The sequence below is a fragment of the Blautia acetigignens genome (assembly GCF_025566865.1).
Lineage (GTDB): Bacteria > Bacillota > Clostridia > Lachnospirales > Lachnospiraceae > Blautia_A > Blautia_A acetigignens.
This window is the reverse complement of sequence record NZ_JAOQJM010000029.1, coordinates 1-13,215: the sequence shown is the minus strand read 5'-3', so window position 1 is coordinate 13,215 and position 13,215 is coordinate 1. Positions and strand designations below refer to the sequence as shown.

Below are 13,215 nucleotides of genomic sequence, written 5' to 3'. Positions count from 1 at the left end.
GCAATCTGCACGCCCCACTTTGCGGTATATTTTGCCCGAATTCAGTTGCCGTAGCCCGCTACGGCGCCCTCATCCGGACAAAATCTCCCACAAATTGTGACGTACATCTTGCAGAAAGCCTTTTTCAAACACGCTCTAAAGCCTTTTTCAAACACGTCCTAAAACTTACTAGGAAATGTTGACATCTTTTCCCATAAGGAGTACATTTCAATAAGAAAGTAAAAAACACAAAAGAGGTATAGATATGCTGAAAGTAGAGAACCTGACTTTTGAAGTGAATGAAGAAGGGAAAAAGCGCTGCCTGGTGAACCACATCAGTTTTGATGTTAAGGATGGGGAAATGCTGGTGATCACTGGACCCAACGGCGGAGGAAAATCCACTCTTGCCAAAGTTCTTGCCGGTATTGAGAAGGCAAACAGCGGAGAAATTTATCTGGATGATGAGAACATTACGGAATATGATATTGACCATCGTGCCAATGCGGGAATCGGCTATGCATTCCAGCAACCGCCCCGTTTCAAGGGAATGACAGTCACAAGAATGCTGTCTCTTGCAGCTGGCAAAGAACTGACCGAGGAGGAAAGCTGCAAGCTTCTTTCCGCAGTAGGACTTTGCTCTGAGGATTACCTGAACCGTCAGCTGGATGGAACTCTTTCCGGCGGCGAAATGAAGCGTATTGAGATCGCCACCGTTCTTGCCAAATCTCATAAAGTGAGCATTTTCGATGAGCCGGAAGCCGGAATTGATCTGTGGAGTTTTTCCATGCTGATCAAGCGTTTCGAGGAGATCCATCGTGAGAAAAAAGAGTGCCTGATCCTGATTTCCCATCAGGAAAAAATCATCAACATGGCGGATAAGATCATGGTGATCGAGGATGGAGAAGTGAAGAAATACGGTACCAAAGAGGACGTTTTCCCAACCCTGTTTCAGCAGGAAAAATGTCAGAAGTGCATGACAGAAGGAGGCAAATGCTGATGATTAAAGTAGAAGAAACCACCCAGGGCGTACTGGATAAGATCAGCGAAGGTTTTGAGCAGAAAGGTGCATACAATCTGCGCCAGAATGGCATTTCCGTCTGTCATGGCGACAGTGAGCACATCAAAATCCGGAAAAAAGAAGACAAGCCGGGAATCGATATTTTTATTGATGGAAAGACACAGGGAGAGAAGGTTTTCATCCCTGTTGTAGTGAGCGTATCCGGCATGACAGACCTGGTTTACAATGATTTTTATGTGGAAGACGGTGCAGACGTGAATATTATTGCAGGCTGCGGAATCCACAACAGCGGATGCAATGAAAGCCGTCACGATGGCATTCACACCTTCCATGTTGGAAAAAATGCCAATGTTCATTATGAAGAGAAGCATTACGGCGAAGGAAATGGAACCGGAAGCAGGGTCCTGAATCCGGTAACCAATATTGAACTTGGGGAAAATTCTGTATTCACTTTGGATACTGTGCAGATCAAAGGGGTAGATTCCACGATCCGTACCACCAATGTGGAGATGGACGCAGATTCCAAGCTGTTTGTTCTGGAGCGTCTGATGACAGACGGTGAGCAGAAAGCGGAGTCTGATATTGAGGTTTGTATGAATGGCGCAGGTTCTTCCGCCCAGATTATTTCCCGTTCTGTTGGAAAAGGAAACTCTTCCCAGGTTTTTCATCCTAAGGCAGTTGGAAAAAATAAATGTCATGCTCATATCCAGTGTGATTCCATTATCATGGATCACGCAGAGGTAGGTTCCATCCCTGAGATTCAGGCGAAGCATGTAGATGCCGCCATCATCCATGAAGCCGCCATCGGTCGAATCAACGATGAGCAGCTTTTGAAGCTCCGTACCCTTGGCATGACCGAAGCGGAAGCAGAGAATGTAATTATCGAGAACTTCCTGAGTTAAACAGAAAAATAATAAAATACCTACTATGCAAACGTCCCCAAATAGGGTAAAATAGCTCATATTTACAATTGGGAGCTTTTACAGAGGGACGAAATATGTTTGAAAAAACTCCAAAATTCCAAACAGCCGTTCAGCCGGAGCCAATCTCCCACTGAGCGGCTGTTTTACGCCATAGGACAAAGACTAATATTAGAAGTTGTTTTTTCATTTTAAGGCTTCACAAATTCTTCACAAAAAATTAGCACTCACATCTTGACAGTGCTAACAATACGTGTTATATTACGTACAGAACAAAGGAAGAGGAAAAAGAAAAGTTCCAGTTCCTTTGATGAAAATGATAATTCAACACAAGAGTGTTCACAATATAAGGAGGAATCAGTTATGTTAATGCCTAGTATTTTTGGAGAGAATTTATTTGATGATTGGATGAGATTTCCGACAGAGCGTCAGAGCAACGCAGGTTACAGAAATGCGGAGCTGATGAAGACCGATATTAAGGATGTAGATGGCAATTATGAACTGAGCATGGATCTTCCGGGATTCCACAAAGAGGATGTGAAGATTCAGCTGAAGGAAGGTTACCTTACCATTCAGGCGTCCAGAACCGAGAATAAAGATGAGAAAGATAATAATGGTAAATATGTTCATAGAGAGCGTTACACCGGACAGTGTTCCAGAAGCTTCTATGTAGGCAAGGATCTGGAGCATGAGGACATTCATGCGAAATATGACAACGGCGTCCTGACCGTTACTTTCCCGAAGGAAGCCAAGAAGAAAGAGCCGGAAGAGAAGAAATTTATTTCTATTGAAGGCTAAAAACAGCAGACCACACCATAAATAATGCGCCCTCCGTGAACCAGAAGCGGCGGCTGGCGTAAAGAATTTTGAATGACTGCGAATTAGTATTCGTTGCACACGGCAGTCCTGAACCATTTGATAACAGCTTCTTTCATATAGATTCCTGTAATTTAAAAAAATTTCCTAAATTTTCATATAGATAGTTTCATACCCCCATCGCCTGTCGGTACCCGCCGACAGGCTTTTTCATGTGTAAGGACATCCACGGCTGTTGTGGGATTCTCTTTACATCATTTCCGCAGTCTGTTATACTTGTCTAGAATTTACAGCAGGAAACAGAAGGAACTTTATCATGAACTACATTGTATTTGACCTGGAGTGGAATCAGAGTCCGGGAGGGAAAAGGTGGTCCAACAGCCGTCTGCCTTTCGAAATCATAGAAATCGGCGCAGTAAAACTGAATGAAAAGAAAGAAATTGTGGACAGCTTTCAGCGCCTGATCAAGCCCCAGGTGTACAACTGGATTCATGACAGCATCCACGAAGTGATCCACATGAATTATAAGGATCTGCAGAATGGAACGCCCTTTCCGCAGGCTGTGACAGAATTTCTGGAATGGTGCGGTGAGGAATATATATTTTTTACCTGGGGAAATCAGGATGTGATGGAACTGCAGCGGAATATGAAGTATTATGGCAAGCTTTCCATGATTCCGGGCCCCGTAACCTACTATGACGTGCAGAAATTATTTGCCATCCGCTACGAGGAAAATCACGAGCGCCGCGCCCTGGAATTTGCCGCAGACAAGATGGGCATTGCCAAGAAAATGGAGTTTCACCGCGCACTTGGAGATGCTTACTACACCGCGTGCGTTTTGCAGAAAATAGAAGATGAATATATTTTGCCCAACTCATCCCTGGATGTATACCAGAACCCCAAGAGCAAGAGAGAAGAGATCCATGTATCCTATCCAACTTATGATAAGTTTGTCTCAAGGGAATTTTATTCTAGGGAAAAAGCCATGAAGGATCGTGAAGTAACCAGCACCAAATGTCCGCTTTGTCACAATCCAGCCAAGCGCAAGATCCGCTGGTTCATGAATAATTCCAAGGTCTATTACAGCATTTCCCTCTGCCAGGAGCATGGCTTCGTCATGGGAAAGATCAGGCTTCGCAAAACCGAGAATAACATGTATTACGCCATCAAAACACTGACCAATGTGTCCGACGAGGAAGCTGAAGAAATCCGCCAGAAAAGGGAGGCCCATCGAGCAAAGAAGCGAAGCAGGAAAGCGGAGGAATCCGCGAAACAATAAATATCAGAATATTAAAAAGGGGCGTGATCATCACGCCCCTGGAACTGTCAGCAGATTCGCCAGAATCGACCGTTCATACTGCATTCCCCATCCAACCATCTGTCCATTAAAATAATACTTACTCTTCAACCGAAGCGGCCCAACCGCATTGGAAAGAACCCTCTGCTTCCGGGTAAGCGTCTTGACATCCGTTCCAATAGGAACAGTCACATAAATATTCTTCGTATAATAGAATGGATACGTATTCCCACAATTATTTAAAAGATACTGCTCACTTGGAAGGTTCTCCTTCGGAACCGGATTCATGCTCACCTTAATCCTCTGACGTTCGAAATTATCAAATCCATAATCCAGAAGACTCTTGGTATCACTCCATGCACCATTCACCGAATTCATAACAACTGCCACAAGAAGCATATTTCCACGTTTTGCGTAAGTGACAAGGGTTGCGCCAGCAGCATCCGTATAACCGGTTTTTCCGCCAAGGACACCATCGTAAGCATAATCTCTGCCCGCCATCATCTTATGATGATTCAGCAGATAACGTGTTTCTGTGAAAACATTAGTCGGCGGAATCTCATACAGATCCGTGGTGAAAAACTTCCTGCATGTGGCATTCTGCCAGGCTGCCTTGGCAATCTTCGCCATATCATTGGCAGTGGTCACATGGGTCTCATCCGGAAGTCCGTTTGGGTTATTAAAATGTGTATTGGTACATCCCAGCTGCTGGGCTCTGGCATTCATCAGTTCCACAAATTTCTTCACAGAACCGGAAACCTCTTCTCCAATGGCCAGTGCCATCTCGTTGGCAGATTCCAGCATCAGTCCCATAAGAGCCTGCTCCACGGTGAAAACCTCTCCCGCATCACCATAAATGGTAGAGCTTCCTGCCTCAATTCCATAAGCTGCCTGCTGGGATAAAGTAATCTGTGCGCTTGTATCCAGATTCTCACAGCCAAGAAGACAGGTGAGAAGCTTGGTGATACTTGCCGGGTAAAGCTGGGTATCCGCATTCTTGGAATACAGGATCGCTTCCGAATTCAGGTCCATAAGAACTGCTGACTGCGCTTCAATCTGGGGCCCGGTTGGCCATCCCTCAATAGAATCTGTATCCGCAGCCTGTGCATAATACTCGGTATGGGGATTAGGGGTAGGCGTAGGAGAAGAAACCGCTTCTGCAAGAACAGAACTGGTCTGTCCCAGAAGCATTCCTACAGCCAGAGCGCCGCAGAAAATCCGCTTTATTTTCATATGAAATATTTTTTTACTCATAAAAATCCTTTCTGCTTCTCTAAAGCAATCGTGTCACATACGTTATCATATTATACCACCTTTACCTCTGTAAAACTATTAAAAGACTGTGAAATTTAAATGCCAGCCCCTTCCTTTCCCATAAAATCCCCCTTTTTCAGGACAAATTTGCCTTAAATACTTGACATATAGAATTTTTCACCATTATAATGGACAGGAAAAAACAATAGGCAAAGACTGCGATGGAGACAGTAAGCTGCTTTGAAAGGCACAGCGAGACGGGGACGGTGCGAGCCCGCCGCAAGTAAATTCAGCCGAACATCACTCCGGAGTTTTATTTCTGAAATCACAGTAGGGAATAACGGCGTTCCCCCGTTACCGGGAGCATGTATCGGCCATGAGCCCGTACATTGTAACAGGTGGTATAACGAGTGCTGACAGCCTTCGTCCTTTTGCAGGATGAGGGCTTTTTCTTATTATATCGACTTTTTATTAAAAAAAGGAGGAAAAAACTTTGTACCAGAAAGTAGACACGAATCTGAATTTCGTAGATCGCGAGAAAAAAGTAGAAGAATTCTGGAAAGAAAACCATATCTTTGAGAAAAGTATGGAAAACCGTAAAGAAGGCCCGACTTACACCTTCTATGACGGACCGCCGACAGCAAACGGCAAACCTCATATTGGTCATGTGCTTACACGAGTTATCAAGGACATGATCCCGAGATACCGTGCAATGAAGGGCTATATGGTTCCGCGTAAGGCAGGATGGGATACCCATGGTCTTCCGGTAGAGCTTGAGGTAGAGAAGAAGCTTGGTCTGGACGGCAAGGAACAGATCGAGGAATACGGTATGGAGCCATTTATCCAGCAGTGTAAGGAAAGCGTCTGGAAATACAAAGGAATGTGGGAGGATTTCTCCTCAACAGTTGGTTTCTGGGCTGATATGGAGCATCCATATGTAACTTACGAGGATAATTATATTGAGTCCGAGTGGTGGGCACTGAAAGAAATCTGGGACAAAGGCCTCTTATATAAAGGCTTCAAGATCGTTCCATACTGTCCGCGCTGCGGAACCCCGCTTTCATCCCAGGAGGTTTCCCAGGGATATAAATTAGTAAAAGAACGCTCTGCAATCGCACGTTTCAAGGTTATTGGCGAGGATGCATATTTCCTGGCATGGACCACCACGCCGTGGACACTGCCATCCAACGTTGCACTTTGTGTAAATCCGGATGAGACCTACTGCAAGGTAAAAGCTGCAGACGGATACACCTATTATATGGCAGAAGCCCTTCTTGACAAAGTACTTGGCAAGCTTGCGAAGGATGAGGAGCCTGCATACGAAGTTCTTGAGACTTACAAAGGTAAGGATCTGGAATACAAAGAGTACGAGCCTCTTTTCAAATGCACAGGCGACTATGTAGCATCCAAGGGCAAAAAAGCACACTACGTTGTATGCGATAACTACGTTACCATGAGCGATGGTACCGGTATCGTTCATATTGCTCCTGCATTCGGTGAAGACGATAGCCGTGTGGGCCGTGAGTATGACCTTCCATTCGTACAGTTTGTAGATGGAAAAGGTAACCTGACAGCTGAGACACCATACGCTGGCGTATTTGTTAAGAAAGCAGACCCGATGGTTCTTACCGATCTTGACAAAGAAGGCAAACTGTTCGACGCTCCGAAATTCGAGCATGACTATCCGCACTGCTGGCGCTGCGATACTCCACTGATCTACTATGCAAGAGAATCCTGGTTCATCAAGATGACTGCTGTTAAGGAAGATCTGATCCGCAACAACAACACTATCAACTGGATTCCGGAGAGCATCGGTAAGGGACGTTTCGGCGACTGGCTTGAGAACGTTCAGGACTGGGGCATCAGCCGTAACCGTTACTGGGGAACTCCACTGAATATCTGGGAGTGCAGCTGCGGTCATATGGAATCTGTTGGAAGCCGTCAGGATCTCTATGAGAAAACAGGTGATGAGCGTGCTAAGACAGTAGAGCTTCATCGTCCATATATTGACGAGCTTACTATGAAGTGTCCGAAGTGCGGCGGCACTATGCACCGTGTACCAGAGGTTATCGATTGCTGGTTCGATTCCGGAGCAATGCCATTTGCACAGCACCACTATCCATTTGAGAATCAGGAGCTGTTCAAGCAGCAGTTCCCTGCAAACTTTATTTCCGAGGCGGTTGACCAGACAAGAGGATGGTTCTATTCCCTTCTTGCTGAGTCTACTCTTCTGTTTAACCAGGCTCCATATAAGAACGTTATCGTTCTTGGACACGTACAGGATGAGAACGGTCAGAAGATGAGTAAATCCAAAGGAAACGCAGTTGATCCGTTTGACGCACTTGAGACCTACGGAGCTGATGCAATCCGCTGGTACTTCTATATCAACAGTGCACCATGGCTGCCGAACCGTTTCCATGGCAAGGCTGTTCAGGAAGGTCAGCGTAAATTCATGGGTACTCTTTGGAATACCTATGCATTCTTTGTACTTTATGCAAATATCGATAACTTCGATGCTGCAAAATATACACTTGATTATGATAAGCTTCCGGTTATGGACAAATGGCTTCTCAGCAAGCTGAATACACTTGTAAAGACCGTTGATGAAGACCTGAACGACTACAAGATTCCGGAGACTGCAAGAGCACTTCAGGGCTTTGTAGATGAGATGAGTAACTGGTATGTAAGACGCTGCCGTGAGCGTTTCTGGGCAAAGGGAATGGAGCAGGATAAGATCAATGCTTACATGACTCTTTACACAGCACTGGTAACTGTTGCAAAGGCAGCAGCTCCGATGATCCCATTCATGACAGAGGATATCTACCAGAATCTTGTAAGATCTCTGGACAAAAATGCTCCTGAGAGCATCCACCTCTGTGACTTCCCGGAAGTAAAAGAAGAGTGGATCAACAAAGATCTGGAAGAAAATATGGAAGAAGTTCTGGATGTTGTTGTTCTTGGCCGTGCATGCCGTAATACAGCAAATATCAAGAACCGTCAGCCAATCGGAACCATGTATGTAAAAGCTCCGAAGGTTATGGATAAATATTTCACAGACATTATTGCAGACGAGCTGAATGTAAAAGAAGTGAAATTTGCAGAGGATGTGGAATCCTTCATTTCCTACAGCTTCAAACCGCAGCTTCGTACAGTTGGACCGAAATATGGCAAGCTTCTTGGCGGAATCCGTACTGCACTTGCCCAGATCAACGGAAGCCAGGCTATGAATGAGCTGAAGACAAACGGTGTTCTTGTACTTGATATCGATGGAAACAAGGTTGAGCTTACAGAAGAAGATCTGCTCATCGAGACTGCACAGACAGAGGGCTATGTAACAGAGACAGAGGGTGAGACCGCTGTTGTTCTGGATACCAACCTGACACCTGAGCTGATTGAAGAGGGATTTGTCCGTGAGATCATCAGTAAGGTACAGACCATGCGTAAAGAGGCTGGCTTTGAGGTTATGGATAAGATCCGCGTTTCTGTAAAAGATAATGACAAGATTATCGAGACTATGAAAGCCAATGAGGCAGAGATTAAGTCTGAGGTTCTTGCTGAGGAAGTTGTCTATGGTGAGACAGACGGTTATGTAAAAGAGTGGAACATTAATAAAGAACATGTAACACTTGGAGTTACCAAATTGTAATAAAAAAATGCAGGGGCGAAATTTTGGCCCCTGCTATCATGATAGTTTGCAGTACAACCGAATAAGATTGAGACTCTGGCAGCTGTGTTTTCATAAGAAAACAGGCTCGCCTGAATCATACATTACAGGAGGAGCAAAATGATTGACAAACAGTTTGATAAAGAAACCTTTAAAAAAAGCGTAAAAGATAATGTTAAATTTCTTTACCGCAGAAAGCTTGAAGAGGCAACACAGGAGCAGCTTTTCCAGGCTGTAAGCTACACAGTGAAGGATGTTATCATTGATAACTGGCTTGATACTCAGAATGCCTACGAGGCACAGGATCCGAAAATCGTATACTATATGTCCATGGAGTTTCTTATGGGACGTGCCCTCGGAAACAACCTTTTAAACCTTGGTGCATATGGTGAGGTGAAGGAAGCCCTTGAAGAGCTGGGAATTGACATCAATGCGCTTGAGGATCAGGAACCGGATCCGGCACTTGGAAACGGTGGTCTGGGAAGACTTGCAGCATGCTTCCTTGACTCCCTTGCAACACTTGGATATAGTGCATATGGCTGCGGAATCCGTTACCGTTATGGTATGTTCAAACAGGAAATCAGAGACGGATATCAGGTTGAGGTTCCGGATGCATGGCTTGAGGAAGGCTATCCATTCGAGCTTCGTCGTCCGGAGTATGCCAAAGAGGTACATTTCGGCGGATATGTAAGAGTTGAATATGACCAGGCTACAGGTCAGAACAAATTCATCCATGAAGGATACCAGGCTGTAAAGGCTATTCCATACGATATGCCGATCGTTGGATACGAGAATAATGTAGTAAATACACTTCGTATCTGGGATGCAGCTGCTATTGAAGAGTTTGGATTTGATTCCTTTGACAAAGGTGATTACAAGAAAGCTGTTGAGCAGGAGAACCTTGCAAAGGATATTGTAAACGTACTTTACCCGAACGACAATAAGATGTCCGGTAAAGAGCTTCGTCTGAAACAGCAGTACTTCTTTGTATCTGCAAGTATTCAGGCTGCAATTGAGAAATACAAAAAGACACATGATGATATCAAGAAGCTTCACGAGAAGGTTGTATTCCAGATGAATGATACTCATCCGACTATGGCTGTTGCTGAGCTTATGAGAATCCTCATGGATCAGGAAGGTCTTGGCTGGGATGATGCATGGGCTGTAACTACCAAGTGTGTTGCTTACACCAACCATACTATTATGGCAGAGGCTCTTGAGAAATGGCCGATCGAGCTGTTCTCCAGACTTCTTCCTCGTGTATATCAGATCATCGAAGAGATCAACCGTCGTTTCATCATCGAAGTACAGAATAAATATCCTGGAAACTATGAGAAGATCAAAAAGATGGCAATCATCTATGACGGACAGGTTAAAATGGCTCACCTTGCGATCGTTGCAGGCTTCTCTGTAAATGGTGTTGCAAGACTTCATACAGAGATTCTGAAAAATCAGGAATTGAAAGACTTCTATGAGATGATGCCTGAGAAGTTTAATAACAAAACTAACGGTATCACTCAGAGACGTTTCCTTCTTCATGGAAACCAGAACCTTGCTGCATGGATCACAGATCATATTGGACCAGACTGGATCACAGATCTTTCCCAGATTGGCAAGCTGAAGGTATACGCTGATGATGAGAAGGCTCTTCAGGAATTTATGAACATTAAATTCCAGAATAAACAGCGTCTTGCAAAATACATTCTGGAGCACAATGGTGTTGAAGTTGATCCTCACTCCATTTTTGACGTACAGGTTAAGAGACTTCATGAGTATAAGAGACAGCTTCTCAATATCCTTCATGTAATCTATCTGTACAACCAGATTAAATTACATCCGGAAATGGAATTCTATCCAAGAACCTTTATCTTTGGCGCAAAAGCTTCTGCAGCATATGAGCGTGCGAAAAAGATCATCAAACTGATCAACTGTGTAGCAGATGTTGTCAACAACGATCCATCTATCAATGGCAAGATTAAAGTTGTATTTATCGAGAACTACAGAGTATCCAATGCTGAGATGATCTTTGCAGCAGCAGATGTTTCAGAGCAGATTTCTACAGCAAGTAAAGAGGCTTCCGGTACAGGTAACATGAAGTTTATGCTGAACGGTGCTCCTACACTTGGAACTATGGACGGTGCAAACGTAGAGATCGTTGAGGAGGTTGGTCAGGAGAATGCATTCATCTTCGGTATGAGCGCTGACCAGATCATTAATTATGAGAATCATGGTGGATATGATCCAGACTTTATCTACAACACAGATGCTGAGATCCGTCAGGTTCTGATGCAGCTGATCAATGGAACCTTCTCCAGCGATACAGAGCTGTTCAGAGATATCTATGATTCTCTTCTGAACACAAAGAACTGCTCCAGAGCAGATCAGTACTTCATTCTCGGAGATTTCAGATCCTATGCTGAGGCTCAGAAGAGAGTGGAAGCTGCTTACAAGGATGAGAAGAAGTGGGCGAAGATGGCACTTCTGAACACTGCATGCAGTGGTAAATTCTCTTCCGACAGAACTATCCAGGAGTATGTAGATGATATCTGGCATCTGGATAAGGTTACTGTAACTAAGAGCAGTGAGGCAGCAGAGAAATAAAAAGGCAAACTGGGTTTGCGAAAAAGAGTATAAGAAATAATAAAGGCTGTGTTCATGCCCGAACTTGGAAAGGGGCGGTGTGGACGCAGCTTTTTTTATGCGGTAATAAATTTCAAGGAGGAGCAAATGGAAAACATCATTGATCTGAAAAATCCGAGAAAACAAAAAGTAGCCTGAATTATTCACGGCTTATATTTGTAAAAAATATGGACTTCGTGCAAATAGTATACTCAAAAAATGGATAAAGCAGTATAATAGTGCTAAGGAGTTGATTATATGTTTAATATGAGCATCCTGCCGCTGATTAATTCTTCTTTTCAACCTGGAGAAGCCCAAAATATAGTATCAAATTTTGCAGACCAGGATTTTCAGGAGATTGCGCGTGCAGAATATTATTATTTTTCCGGGCAGGCTGAGGAATGTAGCAATATTGCAGAAAATTACCTGATGAGTCAGAATATAAAATTGAAAATGTCCTCTTGTCTGTTATACGTTTATTCGAATCTGACACTTGGCAGAGCAGCTGCTTCCAGAAAAGGGTTGAATGAGATTCAGGTATGTCTTGAAAAAGAGATGAAAAATGCTTCATCCGCTGAGAATAGAGCTGTCTGCGTATTTGCGGGATATATGGCATCTGTGCTTTTACATCTTCCTACGAATGAACTTCCGGATATGGATATTTATGTTACATCATTACCTCATGGAATCAGGCTATTTTCTGCCTACGTGATAGCCCATATGGCATATTTAAAGGGAGAGTACGGCAGAGCGCTTGGAATTTGTGAGTCAGCATTAATGTTTAGGAATGGTACATATCTAATCAGCATGATTTATCTTTATTGTATGATTGCAATGTGTCAGATTAATCTGAAGCATCAGCAGGAAGCAAAAGATGCATTGATGATAGCCTGGAATATGGCCAAAGAAGATGAATTCTTAGAACCCTTTATTGAACATCACGGTTTGCTTCAGGGACTTCTGGAATCCTGTGTTCGCAAGGAGGATACAGAAATATATAAGAAATTATCTGATAAAGTCATTACTTTTAGCAGAGGATGGATGGCAATCCATAATTCTGTATCAGAAAACTCTGTAACTGACGCACTAACCAGTATGGAATTTTCAATTGCCATGCTGGCAAGCCGGGATTGGAACAACCAGGAAATTGCAGATCATCTGGGATTTTCAATCAATACGGTAAAAAATTATCTAAGTAATATTTATACGAAACTAGGCATAAAGAAAAGAGATGAATTGAAAAATTATATGCTGAAATAAAAAAAGTACTTTTTCACATCGAAACGGACATTACATTGAGGGAATCCTTTTGCTAAAATGTAAGAAAAGGATTGGGAGAAACGATACTTGATGAAATGGTCAGTGGATGAAGCGAAATCAGTAGGAGGTGTGAAAAGTATGGAAATGAAGAAAATAAACAGGAAATATTGGCTGATGCCAGTGATTATGTTCTCATTGATGTTGCTTTGGCATTTTAACTGTTATGCTACTAGTAATGAGTGTGAGCACCAATATGGAGCGGCAGGTTATGAGATAGTCAAGAGCGAGAGACGAGAAGCAGGATGTACTGCAGACGGATATGAAGAATATTGGAGCTGTAACAAGTGCCATAAGCTGTTTTCAGATGCTGCAGCGAAAACGGAGATAG

10 protein-coding genes are annotated in these 13,215 nt (G+C 43.6%); 8 read left to right on the top strand and 2 right to left on the bottom strand.

Features of this window, described 5'->3' with window-relative positions:
* Positions 1-41 precede the first annotated feature (41 nt).
* A complete protein-coding gene (locus OCV70_RS20285; protein ID WP_334301990.1) occupies positions 42-107 on the bottom strand; it encodes a DUF6783 domain-containing protein in 66 nt (21 codons plus the stop codon).
* 137 nt (positions 108-244) lie between these two features.
* Between OCV70_RS20285 and OCV70_RS18290 the strand changes: the two genes are divergently transcribed.
* The 4 genes from OCV70_RS18290 to OCV70_RS18275 all read left to right on the top strand — a co-directional run bounded on the left by OCV70_RS18290 (position 245) and on the right by OCV70_RS18275 (position 4,012).
* The gene (locus OCV70_RS18290; RefSeq protein WP_021924875.1) at positions 245-976 is read left to right on the top strand and encodes an ABC transporter ATP-binding protein; all 732 of its coding nucleotides are present in this window, start codon (positions 245-247) and stop codon (positions 974-976) included.
* Entirely contained in the window at positions 976-1,899 is a 924-nt protein-coding gene (locus OCV70_RS18285) for a SufB/SufD family protein (RefSeq protein WP_021924876.1), read from the top strand. Before OCV70_RS18290 ends, OCV70_RS18285 begins: the two co-directional genes overlap by 1 nt.
* 381 nt (positions 1,900-2,280) lie before the next feature.
* The gene (locus OCV70_RS18280) at positions 2,281-2,715 is read left to right on the top strand and encodes an Hsp20/alpha crystallin family protein (RefSeq protein ID WP_021924877.1); all 435 of its coding nucleotides are present in this window, start codon (positions 2,281-2,283) and stop codon (positions 2,713-2,715) included.
* A 334-nt stretch (positions 2,716-3,049) separates the two neighbouring features.
* A complete protein-coding gene (locus OCV70_RS18275) occupies positions 3,050-4,012 on the top strand; it encodes a 3'-5' exonuclease (RefSeq protein WP_117849641.1) in 963 nt (320 codons plus the stop codon).
* A gap of 30 nt (positions 4,013-4,042) precedes the next feature.
* On the opposite strand, the gene OCV70_RS18270 is transcribed toward OCV70_RS18275, so the two are convergent.
* The gene (locus OCV70_RS18270; protein ID WP_173768499.1) at positions 4,043-5,284 is read right to left on the bottom strand and encodes a D-alanyl-D-alanine carboxypeptidase family protein; all 1,242 of its coding nucleotides are present in this window, start codon (positions 5,282-5,284) and stop codon (positions 4,043-4,045) included.
* A gap of 493 nt (positions 5,285-5,777) precedes the next feature.
* Between OCV70_RS18270 and ileS the strand changes: the two genes are divergently transcribed.
* The 4 genes from ileS to OCV70_RS18250 form a co-directional block, all read left to right on the top strand.
* A complete protein-coding gene (gene ileS / locus OCV70_RS18265) occupies positions 5,778-8,930 on the top strand; it encodes an isoleucine--tRNA ligase (RefSeq protein WP_173768497.1) in 3,153 nt (1,050 codons plus the stop codon).
* Between the two features lie 138 nt (positions 8,931-9,068).
* Positions 9,069-11,549 carry a glycogen/starch/alpha-glucan phosphorylase gene (locus tag OCV70_RS18260; protein WP_173768495.1) on the top strand — a complete coding sequence of 827 codons (2,481 nt, stop codon included), beginning with the start codon at positions 9,069-9,071 and terminating at the stop codon, positions 11,547-11,549.
* A gap of 276 nt (positions 11,550-11,825) precedes the next feature.
* Positions 11,826-12,827, top strand: a complete 1,002-nt coding sequence (locus OCV70_RS18255; RefSeq protein ID WP_173768493.1) for a response regulator transcription factor — start codon at positions 11,826-11,828, stop codon at positions 12,825-12,827.
* 138 nt (positions 12,828-12,965) lie between these two features.
* Positions 12,966-13,215, top strand: a 250-nt coding sequence (locus tag OCV70_RS18250; RefSeq protein ID WP_262579979.1) for a hypothetical protein, incomplete at its 3' end; no start/stop codon positions are given.